This window comes from Pseudomonas sp. PDM16 (assembly GCF_014851865.1).
Lineage (GTDB): Bacteria > Pseudomonadota > Gammaproteobacteria > Pseudomonadales > Pseudomonadaceae > Aquipseudomonas.
Genome location: NZ_JACVAM010000006.1, coordinates 115,771 through 133,876, shown reverse-complemented (window position 1 = coordinate 133,876; position 18,106 = coordinate 115,771). Strand labels below are relative to the sequence as shown.

Annotated in this window: 14 protein-coding genes; 9 read left to right on the top strand and 5 right to left on the bottom strand. The window is 65.7% G+C overall.

Translation table 11 applies throughout. The features are described from left to right. Nucleotides 1–46 precede the first annotated feature (46 nt). The 3 genes from IB234_RS20045 to IB234_RS20035 form a co-directional block, all read right to left on the bottom strand. The gene (locus IB234_RS20045; protein ID WP_412547932.1) at nt 47–1,636 is read right to left on the bottom strand and encodes an ABC transporter substrate-binding protein; all 1,590 of its coding nucleotides are present in this window, start codon (nt 1,634–1,636) and stop codon (nt 47–49) included. A gap of 122 nt (nt 1,637–1,758) precedes the next feature. Further along, entirely contained in the window at nt 1,759–3,360 is a 1,602-nt protein-coding gene (locus IB234_RS20040; protein WP_192321274.1) for an ABC transporter substrate-binding protein, read from the bottom strand. Nucleotides 3,361–3,551: 191 nt separating this feature from the next. Continuing rightward, a complete protein-coding gene (locus tag IB234_RS20035; protein ID WP_192321272.1) occupies nt 3,552–4,262 on the bottom strand; it encodes an SIMPL domain-containing protein in 711 nt (236 codons plus the stop codon). Between the two features lie 192 nt (nt 4,263–4,454). Between IB234_RS20035 and IB234_RS20030 the strand changes: the two genes are divergently transcribed. The 9 genes from IB234_RS20030 (at nt 4,455) to IB234_RS19990 (ending at nt 15,309) form a co-directional block, all read left to right on the top strand. Then, a complete protein-coding gene (locus tag IB234_RS20030; RefSeq protein ID WP_192321269.1) occupies nt 4,455–5,726 on the top strand; it encodes an ATP-binding protein in 1,272 nt (423 codons plus the stop codon). After that, a complete protein-coding gene (locus tag IB234_RS20025) occupies nt 5,719–6,279 on the top strand; it encodes a response regulator transcription factor (protein WP_192321267.1) in 561 nt (186 codons plus the stop codon). Before IB234_RS20030 ends, IB234_RS20025 begins: the two co-directional genes overlap by 8 nt. A 222-nt stretch (nt 6,280–6,501) precedes the next feature. Further along, on the top strand, nt 6,502–7,239 hold the full coding sequence (locus IB234_RS20020; RefSeq protein WP_192321265.1) for a FadR/GntR family transcriptional regulator: 738 nt from the start codon (nt 6,502–6,504) through the stop codon (nt 7,237–7,239). 129 nt (nt 7,240–7,368) lie between these two features. Further along, a complete protein-coding gene (gene kdgD / locus IB234_RS20015; protein WP_192321263.1) occupies nt 7,369–8,280 on the top strand; it encodes a 5-dehydro-4-deoxyglucarate dehydratase in 912 nt (303 codons plus the stop codon). A gap of 18 nt (nt 8,281–8,298) precedes the next feature. Beyond that, a complete protein-coding gene (locus tag IB234_RS20010; protein WP_192321260.1) occupies nt 8,299–9,738 on the top strand; it encodes an aldehyde dehydrogenase family protein in 1,440 nt (479 codons plus the stop codon). Between the two features lie 97 nt (nt 9,739–9,835). Continuing rightward, the gene (locus IB234_RS20005) at nt 9,836–11,206 is read left to right on the top strand and encodes an MFS transporter (protein WP_192321258.1); all 1,371 of its coding nucleotides are present in this window, start codon (nt 9,836–9,838) and stop codon (nt 11,204–11,206) included. Between the two features lie 28 nt (nt 11,207–11,234). Further along, nucleotides 11,235–12,791, top strand: coding sequence for a galactarate dehydratase (gene garD / locus IB234_RS20000; RefSeq protein ID WP_192321256.1), 1,557 nt, complete (start codon nt 11,235–11,237; stop codon nt 12,789–12,791). 113 nt (nt 12,792–12,904) lie between these two features. Then, nucleotides 12,905–14,275, top strand: a complete 1,371-nt coding sequence (locus IB234_RS19995; protein ID WP_192321254.1) for an OprD family porin — start codon at nt 12,905–12,907, stop codon at nt 14,273–14,275. A 92-nt stretch (nt 14,276–14,367) separates the two neighbouring features. Further along, nucleotides 14,368–15,309, top strand: a complete 942-nt coding sequence (locus IB234_RS19990; protein ID WP_192321252.1) for an AEC family transporter — start codon at nt 14,368–14,370, stop codon at nt 15,307–15,309. A 151-nt stretch (nt 15,310–15,460) separates the two neighbouring features. On the opposite strand, the gene pbpC is transcribed toward IB234_RS19990, so the two are convergent. Continuing rightward, the gene (gene pbpC, locus IB234_RS19985; protein ID WP_192321249.1) at nt 15,461–17,785 is read right to left on the bottom strand and encodes a penicillin-binding protein 1C; all 2,325 of its coding nucleotides are present in this window, start codon (nt 17,783–17,785) and stop codon (nt 15,461–15,463) included. A 5-nt stretch (nt 17,786–17,790) separates the two neighbouring features. Next, on the bottom strand, nt 17,791–18,060 hold the full coding sequence (locus IB234_RS19980; protein WP_192321247.1) for a hypothetical protein: 270 nt from the start codon (nt 18,058–18,060) through the stop codon (nt 17,791–17,793). Nucleotides 18,061–18,106: the final 46 nt, after the last annotated feature.

The window sequence follows — 18,106 nt, the reverse complement described above, 5'->3', positions numbered from 1 at the left end:
GGTACTCCGCATCAGGTTGAGCCCGCGCCTTCGTGGGGCGCGGCTGTTATGGCTTGCGCTTTACATGGGTGAAGTTGTTGGAGCCCAGCGGGCTGAGCACGAAGCCCTCGACATCCTTGCGCAGCACGGCGAACTGCTTGGGATGGGCGAGGGCGATCCACGGCGCCTGCTGGTGGAAGATCGCCAGGGCCTCGCGGTACAGCGCCGCACGGCGATCCGGCTCGGCGACGCGACGGGCCTCGCGGATCAGCTGGTCGAACTCCTTGTGACACCAGCCGGCCTGATTCTCGCCACTCTCGGCGGCGGCGCAGGACAGGTTGGGGGTGAGGAAGTTGTCCGGGTCGCCGTTGTCGCCGGCCCAGCCCATGAACACCAGATCATGCTCGCCGTTCTTGGCACGCTTGATCAGCTCGCCCCACTCGAACACGCGGATATCGGCGGCGATGCCGATGGCGGCCAGGTCGGCCTGCAGCATCTGCGCGCCGATGCCCGGGTTGGGGTTGGTCGGGCCGCCGCCGGGGCGGGTCCAGATCGACAGCTTCAGGCCCTTTGCATGACCGGCCTCGGCCAGCAGCTGGCGGGCGCGTTCGAGGTCCTTGGGCCAGGGCTGCAGGCGTTCGTCGTAGCCGAGCAGGGTGGCCGGGTAGGGCGCCGCGGCCAGGGTGGCGTTGCCCTCGCCATACTGGGCGCGCAGGTAGGCCTGGCGGTCGAAGGCCAGGTTGATGGCCTGGCGCACGCGCACATCGTCCAGCGGCTTGTGCCGGGTGTTGATGGCCACGTAGGCGGTGAGCAGCGAGTCCAGTTCCAGTACCTGCAGGTCCTTGTTCTCGCGCAGCTTGGGCACGTCGCTCGGCCGCGGGAACACGGCCACCTGGCAGGCGCCGGCCTTGAGTTGCTGGATGCGCGTGTTCGGGTCGGGGGTGATGGCCAGCAGCAGCCGGTCGAGCGCCGGCTTGCCGCCCCAGTAGTGCGGGTTGCCGGCGAAGCGCACTTGAGCGTCCTTGGCGTAGCGCTCGAAGACGAAGGGCCCGGTGCCGATCGGCTGGCTGTTGAGCTTCTCGGGTGTCTCGGCGTCGAGCAGCTGTTCGGCGTACTCGGCGGAATAGATGGAGGTGAAGCCCATGGCCAGGTCGGCCAGGAAGGGCGCCTCGGGGTGTTTCAGGGTGAAGCGCACGCGATGCTCGTCGAGCGCCTCGATCTGGTCGATCAGCTCGGCGAAGCCCATGGCCTCGAAGTAGGGGTAGCCGCGCGGCGACAGCTCGTGCCAGTCGTGGTCCTTGTCGCGCTGGCGCTCGAAGCTCCACAGCACGTCCTCGGCATTCAGCTCGCGGCTCGGTTTGAACCAGGGCGTTTCATGAAACTTCACACCCTTGCGCAGGGTGAAGGTGTAGGTCAGGCCGTTGGCACTGATCTCCCAGCTTTCCGCCAGGGCGGGAATGATGCGGGTGCTGCCGGGGGCGAACTGCACCAGACGTTCGTAGACCGTCTCGGCCGAGGCGTCGGCGGTGGTGGCGGCGGTGTACTGGACGATGTCGAAGCCTTCGGGGCTGGCTTCGGAGCAGACCACGAGGGACTGCTGCTGGGCGAACGCCGGCAGGCACGCACCGAGCGTCAGGAGCAGCGAGATAATGCGCATCATCGGTCCTTTATTGAGAGGCGATTTGTCCGCTAGAGGTGGCCGTGGACGGATCGGGCACTGCGAAAAGGCAGCAGTTTACCTGCATCACTATCCGATCCTGCCGGGCCATACCCAAGCGGCTATCTACCCGTGCTCACCCCGTAGAAGGAGTTGAGCGCGAACGGGCTGATCTTGAAGTCCTGCACGTCCTTGCGCATCGGCTGGTACACGGTGGAGTGGGCGATCGGAGTGATCGGCACCTGTGCCTTGAGGATGTGCTGTGCCTGCTTGTACAGCTCGGTACGCTTGGCGACGTCTGAAGTGGCCTTGGCGGCCTTGACCAGCTTGTCGTAGTCCTCGTGGCACCACTTGGAGAAGTTGTTGCCGTCGACCGCGTCGCAGCCGTACAGGGTGCCCAGCCAGTTGTCCGGGTCGCCGTTGTCGCCGCTCCAGCCGATCAGCATGGCATCGTGCTCGCCGCCCTTGGCGCGCTTGATGTACTCGCCCCACTCGTAGGTGACGATCCTGGCTTTGATGCCGACCTTGGCCCAGTCGTTCTGCAGCATCTCGGCCATCAGTTTGGCGTTGGGGTTGTACGGGCGCTGCACCGGCATGGCCCACAGGGTGATCTCGGTGCCTTCGGCGACGCCGGCGGCCTTGAGCAGCTCCTTGGCTTTCTCCGGGTTGTACTGGGTGTCCTTGATGGTGTCGTCGTAGGACCACTGGGTTGGCGGCATGGCGTTTACCGCGGCCTGGCCGGCGCCTTGGTACACGGCGTCGATGATGGCTTGCTTGTTCACCGCCATGTCCAGTGCCTGGCGCACTTCGAGCTTGTCGAACGGCTTGTGCAGGACGTTGTAGGCGATGTAGCCGAGGTTGAAGCCTGGCTGCGACGGCATGGCCAGGTTCGGGTCCTTCTTCAGGCCTTCCAGGTCGGCCGGGCGCGGCAGCAGGGTGATCTGGCATTCGCCGGCCTTGAGCTTCTGCATGCGCACCGATGCGTCGGTGTTGATGGAGAAGATCAGGTTGTCGATCTTCACGTCCGCCGGCTTCCAGTATTCCTTGTTGCCGGTAAAGCGGATCTGCGCGTCCTTCTGGTAGCGCTTGAACACGAACGGGCCGGTGCCGACCGGCTTCTGGTTGATGTCGGCGGCCTTGTCGGCCTTGAGCAACTGGTCGGCGTACTCGGCAGACTGGATCGAGGCAAAGCTCATGGCCAGGTTCTGGATGAAGGCGGCGTCGACGCTGTTGAGGGTGAGCTTGACGGTGTGGTCGTCGAGTTTCTCCACCTTGGCGATGTTGGCGTCCATGCCCATGTCGGTGAAGTAGGGGAATTCGGCCTGGTAGGCCTTACGGAACGGATGCTCCTTGTCGAGCATGCGCTGAAAGGTGAACAGCACGTCGTCGGCGTTGAATTCGCGCGTCGGCTTGAAGTACTCGGTGCTGTGGAACTTCACACCTGGACGCAGGTGGAAGGTGTAGCTGAGGCCATCGGGGGGGACATCCCACTTCTCGGCGAGGCCCGGCTCGACGGCAGTGCCGCCACGCTCGAACTGGGTCAGGCGGTTGAACATGGTTTCCGCCACGGCATCGAAGTCGGTACCGGTGGTGTACTGGCCTGGATCGAAGCCGGCGGGACTGCCCTCGGAGCAGAAGACCAGGTTGCTGGCGGCGCTGGCGAGTGGGGAGCTGGCAATCAGTCCGGTGATGGCGAGAGCCTGGATGATGGCGTTCCTACGCATGGTGACCTCATGTTCGTTCTATTCATCGAGGAGTGCTCCAGGAGCACCTTGCGTGAAGCCGGAGCGCGGCAAACGCCGCGGCCAGCATGAGTCGCCATTGAGTGTAGAGGGTATGTGCTGAGGGGCCGTTTCACGACACGTGCGTCGGCGGGGGGAGGGCGGTGCCGCCTGCAAGCGGCACCGAGACGGGGTCAGGGCAATACTTCGATCACGCCATCGGCGCTCATGCTCACTCGGCTGGTGCCGGCTTCGATCTGCGGAGCCGCCTCGCTCTTGCTGAAGCTGCCGCGGTCCATGGCCATGGCGCGCATCGGCATCACCGGCTGGAAGCCGCCGCTGTTCAGGTTCAGGCTGACCAGCTTGTAACCCTTGCCGCCGACTGCGTCAGTGGCAAGCTGAGCGCGGGCCTTGAAGGCGCTCACCGCTTCCTTGATCAACTGGTCTTCGCTGGTCTTGCGAGTGTCCTCGGCTACGGCGAAGCTCATCTCGGCCATTTTCAGCTCGCCCAGCAGGTCGGCCGACAGCTGGGACAGGCGGGCGAACTCGGCGCTTTCCAGGCGCAGTTCGGCGCGCTCGCGCCAGGCGCTGATCTTGGTGCCTTCGTTTTCGTACACCGGGTAGCTCTGCCGGCTGCCGAGGCTGACTTTCACGCCTTGGGCCTTGCGCGCCTTGTCGATGGCGGCGTTGAGGGTCTTGGTTACACCGGCGGCCAGCTCGGCCGGATCGTCGCTCTGTGCTTCGGTGTAGAGGGTGACGTACATGCGGTCGTGGGCCACTTCCTGGCTGACCTCGGCGCGCAGTGATACCTGATTGTAGCGCGGCTCGTCGGCCATGGCCGGCAGGCTGGCGAGGGTGGCCAGGCCGAGGGCGACGGTGGCGGCGAGACGGTTGAGTGCGTGCATGGGAACTCCTTGCGGGTGGTTGTCCTGGTGTTTGACGAAGTGGTCAGACTATTCGGGTTAAAGGTCGTTCGCAGGTTTATTCGTTGAGCGCTTCTGGTCGTCTATAGGGTAATCGCAGAGTGCGGCTGGTTGCCGCAGGTAGCCGGTCTACCCCGAGCTCTGGTTATACTCGCCGGCATGCCACATACCTCCATGTACGCCCCGGTCCAACTGCTGTCCGCCAGCCGCCAGAACCTCTGGCGCCTGACGCTCATTCGCCTGTTGGTGCTCGCCGCCCAGGCCGGCTCGGTGGGCATCGCCTACCTGTCGGACCTGCTGCCGCTGCCCTGGCTACCTCTGTGCATCACCCTCGGCGTGTCGCTCGGCCTTTGCCTGCTCACGGCCCTGCGCCTGCGCGGGCCGTGGCCGGTGACCGAGCAGGAATACACCATGCAGCTGGCCTGCGACCTGGTGATCCACAGCGTGCTGCTCTACTACTCGGGCGGTTCGACCAACCCGTTCGTGTCCTATTACCTGGTACCGCTGACCATCGCGGCGGCGACGCTGCCGTGGTTCTACTCCATGTTTCTCGCCGGGCTGGCGCTGACCGGCTATACGGCGCTGCTGATCTGGTACCACCCGCTGCACCTGAACAACGTGCAGCACGAGGCCATGCTGATCAGCCTGCACCTGTTCGGCATGTGGCTGAACTTCCTGCTCTCCGCCGCCTTCATAACCTTCTTCGTGGTCAAGATGGCTGGCGCGCTGCGCCGCCAGGACGAGCTGCAGGCCCTGCGCCGTGAAGAGGGCATGCGCGACCAGCAGTTGCTGGCCGTGGCCACCCAGGCCGCCGGTGCCGCCCACGAGCTGGGCACGCCCCTGGCGACCATGAGCGTGCTGCTCAAGGAGCTTCGCCAGGAGTACCGCGACAAACCAGCCCTGCAGGACGACCTGGCCCTGCTGCAGGAACAGGTCAAGCTGTGCAAGGAAACTCTGCAGCACCTGGTGCGTGCCGCCGAGGCCGACCGGCGCCAGGCGGTGTTCGAGCAGACCGCCGTGCAGTGGCTGGAGACGACGCTCAACCGCTGGCACCTGATGCGCCCCGAGGCGACCTATCGTTTCCAGTGCCTGGGCGCCGGAGGTGTGCCACGGCTACTGCCTCCGGCGGACCTGACCCAGGCCCTGCTCAACCTGCTGAACAACGCCGCGGACGCCTGCCCGGACAAACTCGATATTCGCCTGGACTGGGACGAGCAGTGGATCAACCTGACCATCCGCGACCACGGCGCCGGTGTGCCGCTGGCCATCGCCGAGCAGATCGGTCGACCTTTCTTCACCACCAAGGGCAAGGGCTTCGGCCTTGGCCTGTTCCTCAGTCAGGCCAGCGTGACGCGGGCCGGCGGTTCGGTGAAACTCTACAACCACGAAGAAGGTGGCACGCTGACGGAACTGCGGCTGCCGAGGCTTGGAGATGAGCATGTCTGACGAACAACTGCACGATCAGGAAGACCAGCCGCACCTGCTGCTGGTGGACGACGACGCCACCTTCACCCGCGTCATGGCGCGTGCCATGGACCGCCGCGGCCTGCGCGTGAGCGTGGCCAACTCGGCAGAGGAGGGCCTGGCCCTGGCCAAGGAAGACCTGCCGGATTACGCCGTGGTCGACCTGAAGATGGAGGGTGACTCCGGCCTGGTGCTGCTGCCCAAGCTGCTGGAGCTGGACCCGGAGATGCGCGTGGTAATCCTCACCGGTTACTCGAGCATCGCCACCGCCGTGGAGGCGATCAAGCGCGGCGCCACCAACTACCTGTGCAAGCCGGCGGATGCTGACGACGTGCTCACCGCGCTGCTGTCGCAGCACGCCGACCTCAACACCCTGGTGCCGGAAAACCCGATGTCGGTGGACCGTCTGCAGTGGGAACACATCCAGCGTGTGCTGTCCGAGCATGATGGCAACATCTCCGCCACCGCCCGCGCCCTCGGCATGCATCGCCGTACCCTGCAACGCAAACTGCAGAAGCGCCCGGTTCGTCGCTGAGCCTTCGCGGCTGACCCACGGCCCGGACCACCGTTGGTGATCCGGGCCGTGTCGTTTCCACTAGGTTGTGCTGCATCTTCCAGGGTGCCATGCGCACCTCTGACCACTCGCGGGATTGCCGGTGCGCATGGCGCACCCTACGGGCTGCTCAGTCCTGACGGTAGTTGTCGTACGACTGCCTGGGCTATGATGGTCTTCCCATAGCTCAGCACCCTTTTGCCCATGTCCACACCGCAACCTCGCAAACGTCCCCGCAGCCTTGCTCAGGAACTGGTGGCCACCCTCACCGAGCGCATTCGCGAGGGTGCGATCAAACCGGGGGAGAAGCTGCCCACCGAGTCGGCGATGATGAGCGAGCACGGTGTCAGTCGTACCGTGGTGCGCGAGGCGATCTCGCGCCTGCAGGCGGCGGGACTGGCCGAGACCCGTCACGGCATCGGCACGTTCGTGCTCACGCTGCCCAGCGATGGTCCATTCCGCGTCGATCCGGCGACCATCGTCACCCTGCGTGACGTGCTAGCCCTGCTGGAGCTGCGCATCAGCCTGGAAGTGGAGTCCGCCGGCCTCGCCGCCCAGCGCCGCAGCCCAGAGCAGTTGCAGCGTATGCGCGAGATGCTCGATGCCCTGCACCTGAGCGAAAGCCATGGCGGCGATGCAGTGGTATCGGACTTCCAGTTTCACCTGTGCATCGCCGAAGCCACCGGCAACGGTTATTTCACCGACATCATGAATCACCTGGGTACCAGCATCATCCCGCGCACCCGGGTGAACTCTGCGCGTATCGCCCATGACGATCAGCGCCACTACCTCGAGCGGGTGAACCAGGAGCACGAGGACATCTACGCCGCCATCGCCCGTGGCGACAGCGATGCCGCCCGTGCCGCCATGCGCCTGCACCTGACCAACAGTCGCGAGCGGCTGCGCCGCGCCCACGAAGCCGCCGAATCCCTGAAAGCCTGATACGACGAACGGATGAGGTCGTATGACTTGTCGCGTTCAATTTGTAGTTGTACGATGACTGACAACACGACGCCACAAGCCGACTGTGCTGTACCTCATTCAGAAATCGTTTTGCAGGGTGATCCAACAATGAATCCACAAGAACTGAAGTCCACCCTCTCGTCCGGGCTCCTGTCGTTCCCCGTGACCGACTTCGATGCGCAAGGCAACTTCCGCGCAGACACCTACGCCCGTCGCCTGGACTGGCTGGCGCCCTACGGCGCCAGCGCTCTATTCGCTGCCGGCGGTACTGGCGAGATCTTCTCGCTGGAGCCGAAGGAATTCTCTGAAATCATCAAGGTGGCGGTGGATACCTGCCGTGGCCAGGTGCCGATCCTCGCTGGCGCCGGCGGCTCCACCCGTCAGGCCATCGCCTACGCCCAGGAGGCCGAGCGCCTCGGTGCCGCCGGCATCCTGCTGATGCCGCACTACCTCACCGAAACCTGCCAGGAGGGCCTGATCGCTCACATCGAGCAGGTCTGCCGTTCCATCGACAGCGGCGTGGTGGTGTACAACCGCAACGTCTGCCGCCTGACCGCCGACAGCCTGGAAATCCTCGCCGATCGCTGCCCGAACCTGATCGGCTTCAAGGATGGTGTCGGCGAGATCGAGCCGATGGTGCAGATTCGCCGTCGCCTCGGCGAGCGCCTGACCTACCTCGGCGGCCTGCCGACTGCGGAAGTCTATGCCGCCGCTTACAAGGCCCTCGGCGTGCCGGTGTACAGCTCGGCGGTGTTCAACTTCATCCCGCGTACCGCGATCGAGTTCTACAACGCCATCGCCCGTGACGACCACGAGACTGTTGGTCGCCTGATCGACACCTTCTTCCTGCCCTACCTGGAACTGCGCAACCGCCGTGGCGGCTACGCGGTGAGCATCGTCAAGGCCGGCGCTCGCCTGGCCGGTTACGACGCGGGGCCGGTGCGTGCGCCGCTGGTCGACATGACCGAGGCCGAAGTGGAAGAGCTGGGCGTGCTGATCAAGAAACTCGGCCCGCAGTAAGCCGCGGAGAGCGATGCGATGACGCAGAAATACGACAACTACATCGGTGGCGAGTGGCTCGCCGCCGAGGGCTACGCCGCCAACATCAACCCGTCGGATCTCGGCGAGGTGATCGGTGACTATGCCCAGGCGGGTGCTGCCCAGCTCGATGCCGCCGTGCAGGCCGCCGAACAGGCCTTCCCGGCCTGGTCGGTGAGCAATGTGCAGGTGCGTGCCGATGCGCTGGACAAGGTCGGCAGCGAGATTCTCGCGCGCCGTGCCGAGCTCGGTGCGCTGCTCGCCCGGGAAGAGGGCAAGACCCTGCCCGAAGCGATCGGCGAAGTGGCGCGTGCCGGCAACATCTTCAAGTTCTTCGCCGGCGAATGCCTGCGCCTATCCGGCGACCTGGTGCCGTCGGTACGGCCGGGCGTGAGTGTCGAAGTCACCCGCGAGCCCATCGGCGTGGTCGGCCTGATCACGCCGTGGAACTTCCCCATCGCCATTCCGGCGTGGAAGATCGCTCCGGCCCTGGCCTACGGCAATTGCGTGGTGTTCAAACCGGCCGATCTGGTGCCGGGCTGTGCCTGGGCCCTGGCCGAGATCATCTCCCGTGCGGGTTTCCCGGCGGGTGTGTTCAACCTGGTGATGGGCCGTGGCAGCGTGATCGGCGAAGCGCTGGTGAAGAACCCCGGCATCGCCGCGGTCAGCTTCACCGGTTCGGTTGGCGTCGGTCGGCGTATCGCCGAGCAGTGCGTGGCCCGTGGTGCCAAGGTGCAGCTGGAGATGGGCGGCAAGAACCCGCAGATCATCCTCGATGACGCCGACCTCAAGGCCGCTGTCGAGCTGTCGGTGCAGAGCGCGTTCTACTCCACCGGCCAGCGCTGCACCGCGTCGAGCCGCCTGATCGTCACCGAAGGCATCTACCCGCGCTTCATCGAGGCCATGGCCGAACGCATGCGTTCGATCCGCGTCGGTCATGCGCTGGCCGAGGGTACCGACATTGGTCCGGTGGTGTCCGCCGCCCAGCTCGAGCAGGATCTGTCCTATGTCGGCATCGGCGTGGACGAAGGCGCTCGTCTGGTCACCGGTGGTGAGCGGGTGACCTGCGCCACCGAGGGCTACTTCATGGCGCCGGCGCTGTTCGCCGACACCACCGCGAATATGCGCATCAACCGCGAGGAAATCTTCGGTCCGGTGGCCAGTGTGATCCGCGTGAAGGACTACGACGAAGCCCTGGCCCTGTCCAACGACACCGAATTCGGTCTGTCGGCGGGCATCGCCACCACCTCGCTGAAGTACGCCAACCACTTCAAGCGTCATGCCCAGGCCGGGATGGTCATGGTCAACCTGCCGACCGCGGGCGTGGATTACCACGTGCCGTTCGGTGGTCGCAAAGGCTCGTCGTACGGGCCGCGCGAACAGGGTCGTTACGCCCAGGAGTTCTACACGACCGTCAAAACCAGCTACATCGCGTCCTGACGGACGCACCAATCCACTGCCGCTCGTCTGCCTGACGATGGCGGTGGATTCCCAAATAAAGAACCCGCGACAAAAATAATTAGTGGGAGTACCCGTCATGCAAGAGACGAAATCTTCGCGCGTGCGTTATTTGATTCTGCTCATGCTGTTCCTCGTGACCACGATCAACTACGCCGACCGCGCCACCATCTCCATCGCCGGATCCAGCATGCAGAAGGATCTCGGCTTCGATGCCGTGACCCTCGGCTATATCTTCTCCGCGTTCGGCTGGGCCTATGTGATCGGCCAGATCCCGGGCGGCTGGCTGCTCGACCGCTTCGGCTCCAAACGCGTCTACGCGGCCGGCATCTTCATCTGGTCGCTGTTCACCCTGCTGCAGGGCTTCGTTGGCGTGATGCCAGTGGCCTGGGCCGTGGTCACCCTGTTCGTCATGCGCTTCCTGGTCGGCTTCGCCGAAGCACCGTCGTTCCCCGGCAATGCGCGCATCGTCGCCGCCTGGTTCCCGACGGCCGAACGCGGCACCGCCTCGGCTATCTTCAACTCCGCGCAGTACTTCGCTACCGCGCTGTTCGCTCCGCTGATGGGCTGGATCGTGCACTCCTATGGCTGGGAACACGTGTTCATCGTCATGGGTGTGCTGGGCATCATCTTCTCCGGCATCTGGATGAAGACCATCTACAACCCGAAAGACCATCCGCGTATCAGCCGCAACGAGTACGAGTACATTGCGGCCAATGGCGGCCTGGTCGACATGGACCAGAAGAAGGCCGGTGGCGGCCCCAAGTGGAGCTATGTCAAACAGCTGCTGACCAACCGCATGCTGCTCGGCGTGTACCTGGGCCAGTACTGCATCAACGGCATCACCTACTTCTTCCTCACCTGGTTCCCGGTGTACCTGGTGCAGGAGCGCGGCATGACCATCCTCAAGGCCGGTTTTGTCGCCTCCCTGCCGGCCATCTGCGGCTTCATCGGTGGGGTGCTCGGCGGCCTGATCTCCGACTGGCTGCTGCGCCGTGGTCACTCGCTGACCTTCGCCCGCAAGCTGCCGATCGTGCTCGGCCTGCTGATGTCGACGACCATGGTGTTCTGCAACTACGTGTCGGCCGAGTGGATGGTCATCGGCTTCATGAGCCTGGCGTTCTTCGGCAAGGGCATCGGTGCGCTGGGCTGGGCGGTGGTGGCGGATACTTCGCCGAAGCAGATCGCCGGTCTGTCCGGTGGCCTGTTCAACACCTTCGGCAACATCGCCTCGATCACCACGCCGATCGTCATCGGCTACATCATCGCGGCCACCGGTTCGTTCAAGTGGGCCCTGGTCTACGTTGGCGCCAACGCCCTGGTGGCGGTGATCAGCTACCTGTTCATCGTCGGCAAGATCCAGCGCGTCGAACTGCGCGAGGATGATGATGGGCTGCCGGTAAAAAAGTCGTCGGCGAACGGCTCGGCTGATCCCGTTACCAGCGCCTGACCGCCCCTACCGTGAAAGGGTCTGAACCATGCAGTTGATTCAACATCAGAACTCGCCCCGGCACATCCGCCTGCACCCGGACGACAACGTCGCGGTGGTGGTGAACGAGCAGGGCGTGGCGGCCGGTGGCCATTTCGCCGACGGCCTGGAGGCGCGCGAGTCGATCCCGCAGAGCCACAAGGTGTCACTGGTCGACATCCCCGCTGGCCACGCGGTACTGCGTTACGGCACGGTGATCGGCCATGCACTGGCCGACATCGCCGCCGGCACCTGGGTGCGCGAGGAGCTGCTGAGCATCCCCGATGCCCCGCAGCTCGACCACCTGCCGATGGCCACCGCCGTGCCGCCGACTCCGGCGCCACTGGAGGGGTACACCTTCGAGGGCTTTCGCAATCCGGACGGTACGGTCGGCACGCGCAACATCCTCGGCGTGACCACCACCGTGCAGTGCGTCACCGGGGTGCTCAATCACTGTGTGGAACGGGCCCGCAAGGAGCTGCTGCCGAAGTACCCCAATGTCGATGACGTGGTCGCTCTGACCCACGCCTACGGCTGCGGGGTGGCGATTACCGCACCGGATGCGGTGATCCCGATCCGCACCCTGCACAACATCAGCCGCAACCCCAACCTCGGCGGCCAGGCGCTGGTGATCAGCCTCGGTTGCGAGAAGCTGCAGGCCAGCCAGCTGATGCCGGGCGACGCGATGACCTCGGGCATGGACGAGGAGGACTGGCTGTTCCGCCTGCAGGACTCCAGCACCGGCTTCACTGGCATGGTCGAGCAGATTCTCGAACTGATCGAGGCGCGCTTCAAAGTGCTTGATCAGCGCCGCCGCGAGACCTGCCCGGCCTCTGAACTGGTGGTCGGCATGCAGTGCGGCGGCAGCGATGCCTTCTCCGGCATCACTGCCAACCCGGCTCTTGGCGTGGCCGCCGACCTGCTGGTGCGGGCCGGCGCCACGGTGATGTTCTCCGAGAACACCGAGGTGCGCGACGGCATCCATCTGCTCACCCCGCGTGCGGCTACTCCCGAGGTGGCCGAGGCGCTGGTGCGCGAGATGGAGTGGTACGACCGCTACCTGGAGCGCGGCATGGCTGATCGCAGCGCCAACACCACGCCCGGCAACAAGAAGGGCGGATTGAACAACATCGTCGAGAAGGCCATGGGCTCGATCGCCAAGTCCGGCAACAGCGCCATCGCTGGCGTGGTTGCGCCCGGTGAGCGGGTCAAGGGTCGTGGTCTGCAGTACTGCGCCACCCCGGCCAGCGACTTCGTCTGTGGCACCCTGCAACTGGCGGCCGGCATGAACCTGCACATCTTCACCACCGGCCGCGGCACGCCCTACGGGCTGGCCATGGTCCCGGTGATCAAGGTGGCCACGCGCACCCAGCTGGCCGAGCGCTGGCCGGACCTGATCGATGTCGATGCCGGGCGCATCACCTCCGGTCGCGTCAGCCTCGACGAACTGGGCTGGGAAATCTTCCAGCTGTACCTCGACGTCGCCAGCGGCCGCAGCGAAACCTGCGCCGAGCGGCTGCGTCTGCACAACGACCTGACGCTGTTCAACCCGGCGCCGATCACCTGACCACGCTTGTCACCGCAGCGCTGGCAATGGCTGCGGTGACCTTTTCTTCCCCATCCCGTGACTGCGGCCTGCCAACACGCCGCAGCGGGTTTCTGCACCCCAAGGAGACAACAATGAAAAACTCCGCACTCGCCGCTGCCATCACCTCCGCGCTGGCCGGCAGCTTCGCCCTGCAGGCCGGCGCCGCCGGTTTCATCGAAGACAGCAAGGCGACCCTCAACCTGCGCAACTTCTACATCAACGCCGACAACCGCGAAGGCACCGCCGCGCCGAGCCGGCAGGAGGAGTGGGGGCAGGGCTTCATGCTTAACTACACATCCGGCTACACCCAGGGCACGGTCGGCTTCGGCGTCGACGCCCTCGGCCTGCTCGGCGTGCGCCTGGACAGCGGCAGTGGCACTCACTACGAGTCCAGCAGCCAGCAGGGCGGCACGATCTTTCCGTCCGAGCGCAACGGCGATGCCGTGGACCAATTCGGCAGCCTGGGCCTGACCGCCAAGGCCAAGGTCTCCAACACCGAGTTCCGTTACGGCACCCTGCAGCCCAAGCTGCCGGTGGTGATCGCCAACGACGGCCGCCTGCTGCCGACCACCTACGAGGGTGGCCAGGTGACTTCGACCGATCTGGAAAACTTCACCCTGGTCGCCGGCCGCCTGGAGCATTCCAAGGGCCGCAACTCCACCGACCAGCGCGGCCTGACCATCGCCGGCGCCAACGGCAGCGCGGCCACCTCGCGCGACAGCAACCAGTTCTACTACGCCGGCGGCGACTACAAGGTGAACAAGGACCTCACCCTGCAGTACTACTACGGCAACCTGGAAGACTTCTACGCCCAGCACTTTGTCGGCCTGCAACACAACTGGGCCATCGGCCCCGGCGTGCTGAAGACCGACCTGCGCGCCTTCGATAGTGACTCGGACGGCAAGAACGGCAGCGCCGCCGGGCGGGCCGATGGCTACGTCGCCAGCGGCTACTACGGCGGCGGGGTGACCCGTGGCGAAGTCGACAACCGCGTGCTCAGCGGCCTGTTCACCTACGTGGTTAGCGGCCACAGCATCGGCGCCGGCTACCAGGTGGTGAATGGCGACAGCGACTTCCCGTTCTTCAACCGTGGCGACGGCGAGGGCTCCTCGTCCTACCTCAGCACCGACGTGCAGATCGGCAAGTTCCAGCGCGCCGGCGAGCGTACCTGGCAGGTGCGCTACGGCTACGATTTCGCCCAGCTCGGTGTGCCAGGGCTGACCTTCAACACCGTGTACCTGAGCGGCGACAACATCAAGACCAACCAGGGCGACAAGGGCGAGTGGGAGCGCGACATCACCCTGTCCTACGTGGTCCCCAGCGGTACCTTCAAGGGCCTCGGTCTGTCCTGGCGCAACGCCGTGCTGCGCAGTGAGCTGCCGGCCTCCGGCAGTGGTTCCCCGACCCAGCGTGATCAGGACGAGAACCGCCTGATCGTCAGCTACAGCCTGCCGCTGTTCTGATCGGCGTGGCGGATGCCGATCGTCTCGGCATCCGCCATTCCAGAGCGTTTCGCTGGTATCATTAGCCGCCTAACTAACTCGCCGGGGCGCGCATGCTGGCTGTCTTTCTGCAAACCCTCACGATCACCATCCCGGTGTTCTCCATGCTGTTCCTCGGTGTGCTGCTCAGGCGCCTGGGGCAGATCGACGATCACTTCATCCATACCGCCTCGCAGCTGACCTTCAATGTCAGCATGCCGGTGATGCTGTTCCTCGCCATCCTGCATGCTGATTTGTCGACCGCCTTGCAGCCGGCGGTGCTCGGCTACTTCGCGTTGGCCACCGTGGCGGGCTTCCTGCTGGTCTGGGGCTGGGCGATCTGGCGGGTACCGCACGCCGAGCGCGGGGTCTACGTGCAGGGCGCGTTCCGTGGCAATAACGGCATCATCGGCCTGGCCCTGGCCACCAGCCTGTACGGCGACTACGGCCTGTCGCTGGGCGGCATCCTCGGTGGGGTGGTGATCCTCTGCTACAACACGCTCTCGGTGATCGTGCTGGAGGTCTACAACCCCAACGGCAACACCAACCCCCTGGCGATCTTCAAGAGCATCCTGCGCAACCCGCTGATCATCGGCGTGCTGTCGGCGATTCCCTTCGCCTACTGGAAGATCGCCCTGCCGGGCTGGCTGACCACTTCCGGCCAGTACCTGGCCGAGCTGACCCTGCCGCTGGCGCTGATCTGCATCGGCGGCACCCTGTCGCTGGCCTCCCTGCGCGCCAGTAGCGGTCTGGCCATCGGTTCCAGCCTGATGAAGATGGTCTGGCTGCCGATTCTCGCCACGGCCGGCGCCTTCGCCCTGGGCTTTCGCAACGCCGAGCTGGCCATTCTCTTCCTGTTCTTCGCCAGCCCGACGGCGGCGGCCAGCTTCGTCATGGCCCGCGCCGCCGGTGCCAACCACGAGCTGGCGGCAGCGATCATCGTGATCACCACCCTGGTCGCGGTGGTCACCACCAACATCGGCCTGTTTGTGCTGCAGTGGGGCGGCTGGATCTGAGAATCTGTCTAGGATCTCTTGATCGTCGGCCATGCTGCGTTGAGATTGGGCTCGGACTGCTCATTTACAGCTCGTAAACTCCGCGTCCTCGCCCAATCTCGCCTTGCCTGGCTCTAGCTCAAAAGACCCTAAACAGATTCTGATCCTGCTCTTACGGCAGGAACTCCACCTGCAGCGCCCGGCTGGTGCTGCGGCCCTGGTCGTCACTGACCCGAATGCGGTATTGCCCCGAACGCTCGGGCCGCCATTGCAGGGCGGCCTGCGGCGAGCCCTGACCGACCAGGGTGTGGTCAGCGAACCAGTACAGCAAACGTGCATCGGCGGCGGCATGGGCGGCCAGGCTGATGCTCTCCTGCGGTTGCGACAGGCGCAGGCTGTAGGTCACCTGGGTCAGCGGCGAGGTGATGCGCGGCGCCTCGCGGGTATCGATGGCGGCCTGCACCTGGCAGTCGCGCTGGGCGTCCGGTGGCGTGCGCCGTGGCAGGCCGGCGGCGATGAACAGGCGCTGCAGGTCTGACGGCCAGAATTCGAACACCTGCAGCTCGCTGGTCGCCGGGTTGAAGGGCGGGCAGGCGGCCTTGCCGGTCTGCCGGTCGACCATCACCGGGCGGTGCAGGTTCGACACGCGGATCGGCGAGACGCCGGGGATGTACCAGGTCTTGCGGGTCTGCGGGCACCAGCGATTGGGCAACTCGCCGGAGGCGGCGCAGACCTCGACGCGGGTCAGCCCCGGCGGCGGCCGGTCGGCCGGAGCGCGTACCTCCGGCAGGGCCAGCGGCAGGGCATCGGCGATGCGGAAGAACAGCGGCGCGGCGGTCTTGATGCCGACGAAGGCCGGGTTCGGCGTGGCGTCGAAGTTGCCGACCCACACCACCAGCACGTAGGGCCCGACCAGGCCGGCGCTCCAGGCGTCGTGAAAGCCCCAGGAGGTGCCGGTCTTCCAGGCCACTGGCCAATCGCGGCCGCGGGCGTCGGTGGGCAGGCCGTCCGGGCGTGGGTTGTGGCGCAGCATGTCGCGGACCATGAAGGCTGCCTGTGGCGACAGCAACTGGGCACCCGGTTCGCTGCGGTCCTCACGGGTCCAGCGCAGTGGCCGCAGGCGGCCGTCGCCGGCCAGCATCAGGTACAGCCTGGCCAGTTCAGCCGGGGTCAGCTCGCCGCCGCCGAGGGCCAGGGCCAGGCCGTAGAACTCCTCTTCACGCAGGCCCTTGATGCCGGCGCGTTGCAACAGGCCATGCAGCGATGGCTGGCGGAGCTGGCTGGCCAGCCACACGGCCGGCACATTGCGGCTGCGGATCAGCGCGTCCAGGGCAGTCAGCGGGCCGGCGAACTTGCCGTCGAAGTTCTCCGGCTGGAAGGCGCCGAAGGCGCTGGGGGCGTCCTTGAGGATGCTCATCGGCTGGATCACGCCCTGGTCCAGAGCCAGACCGTAGAGGAAGGGCTTGAGCGTCGAGCCCGGCGAGCGGCGCGACTGCACGCCGTTGACCTGGCCATGGATGCTCGCATCGAAGTAGTCCGCCGAACCGACCAGCGCTTTCACCGCCTGGTCGCGGCTGTCCACCAGGATCGCCGTGGCGTTGCGCACCCCCAGCTTGCGCTGGTCGTCGACGAACTGGCTGACCAACTGTTCCAGGCGCCGCTGCAAGCGTGGGTCGATGGTGCTGTGCAGTTCGTTGCCAGCGTGGCTGGCCAGCAGTTGCTCGCTCAGGTGCGGCGCGCGGAATGCCAATTGCCGCCGGGTGCGGGCCTGCAGCGGCAGCCCCAGCAGGCCGTCGTTGCGTGGGTCGTCGACATGCTCGCGGCGCCACTGAGCCATCAGTTGCAGGCGCGCGCGCTGCAGCGCCGGGCCGAACTGGCCGCGCCCCGGTTGCTGGGGAATTACAGCCAGGGCCAGGGCCTCGCTGAGCGACAGCTGTTCCGCCGCCTTGCCGAAGTAGATGCGGCTGGCAGCCTCGACGCCCTCGATATTGCCGCCCATGGGGGCCAGGTTGAGATAGGCCTCGAGGATGTCGTGCTTGCTGTGGCGCGCCTCGATCCATAGCGCCAGGGCGATCTGCTGCAGCTTGCCGGGGATCTGCCGCGAGTTGAGGTCGTACAGGCGCCTGGCCAGCTGCATGCTCAGGGTCGAGCCACCCTGGCGCATCCCGCCGCCATAGGTGGCCATGGCCGCGCGCAGCAGCGCAGTGGGGTCGACGCCCGGATGCCGGTAGAAGTGGCGATCCTCCTTGAGCAGCAGCGTCTCGACCATGGCCGGCGCGATACGCTCCAGCGGCACCCACAGGCGGTACTGGCCGTCGTTGGCCAGGGTCATGCGCAGCAGTTCGCCGTTCTCCGCCAGCACCATGCGCGACAGCGGCGCCGCCTCGCGCAGCGGTGCATGCGGCCACAGGCGTAGGATCAGCAACAGGCCGGCGCCGGCCAGTAGTAGAAGGCCGAGGTGGCGCCAGCTGCGGGAGAGGTGGGTGAGGGCGGGCATGGTGGTCAGAGCGGTGGGTACTGCTCCAGGCGGCGCAGGAGTTTGGGGTCTCTGGCATAGCGCTGCTGCAGCGTGGCGCGGCGGCTCTCTAGTTGGTCGCAGCCCTGCAGTTGCTCGTTCAGAAAGGCCCGGCGCTCCTCGTCATAAGGTTCCTCGCCGCTGAAGTGCTCGCAGTTCTGGTGGTCGTCGATGAAGGTGACGACGTCGACCGGTAGCTGCTCGGCAAATGCCGGCAGGACGATGCCAAGCAGCAGAAAAAGCAGTGATCGGTTCATGCGCTGCCTATCCGATTGGGTGTAGGGCACTCCCGCCGCGCGAAAC

Bases quoted from the DNA above. Each gene is read 5' to 3' on its own strand.
- IB234_RS19995 (WP_192321254.1), top strand. From the start codon at position 12,905: ATGAAAAACTCCGCACTCGCCGCTGCCATCACCTCCGCGCTGGCCGGC.
- kdgD (WP_192321263.1), top strand. From the start codon at position 7,369: ATGAATCCACAAGAACTGAAGTCCACCCTCTCGTCCGGGCTCCTGTCG.
- IB234_RS20010 (WP_192321260.1), top strand. From the start codon at position 8,299: ATGACGCAGAAATACGACAACTACATCGGTGGCGAGTGGCTCGCCGCC.
- IB234_RS20035 (WP_192321272.1), bottom strand. From the start codon at position 4,262: ATGCACGCACTCAACCGTCTCGCCGCCACCGTCGCCCTCGGCCTGGCC.
- pbpC (WP_192321249.1), bottom strand. From the start codon at position 17,785: ATGCCCGCCCTCACCCACCTCTCCCGCAGCTGGCGCCACCTCGGCCTT.
- IB234_RS20025 (WP_192321267.1), top strand. From the start codon at position 5,719: ATGTCTGACGAACAACTGCACGATCAGGAAGACCAGCCGCACCTGCTG.
- IB234_RS20005 (WP_192321258.1), top strand. From the start codon at position 9,836: ATGCAAGAGACGAAATCTTCGCGCGTGCGTTATTTGATTCTGCTCATG.
- IB234_RS20030 (WP_192321269.1), top strand. From the start codon at position 4,455: ATGTACGCCCCGGTCCAACTGCTGTCCGCCAGCCGCCAGAACCTCTGG.
- IB234_RS20045 (WP_412547932.1), bottom strand. From the start codon at position 1,636: ATGCGCATTATCTCGCTGCTCCTGACGCTCGGTGCGTGCCTGCCGGCG.
- IB234_RS19990 (WP_192321252.1), top strand. From the start codon at position 14,368: ATGCTGGCTGTCTTTCTGCAAACCCTCACGATCACCATCCCGGTGTTC.
- IB234_RS20020 (WP_192321265.1), top strand. From the start codon at position 6,502: ATGTCCACACCGCAACCTCGCAAACGTCCCCGCAGCCTTGCTCAGGAA.
- garD (WP_192321256.1), top strand. From the start codon at position 11,235: ATGCAGTTGATTCAACATCAGAACTCGCCCCGGCACATCCGCCTGCAC.
- IB234_RS20040 (WP_192321274.1), bottom strand. From the start codon at position 3,360: ATGCGTAGGAACGCCATCATCCAGGCTCTCGCCATCACCGGACTGATT.
- IB234_RS19980 (WP_192321247.1), bottom strand. From the start codon at position 18,060: ATGAACCGATCACTGCTTTTTCTGCTGCTTGGCATCGTCCTGCCGGCA.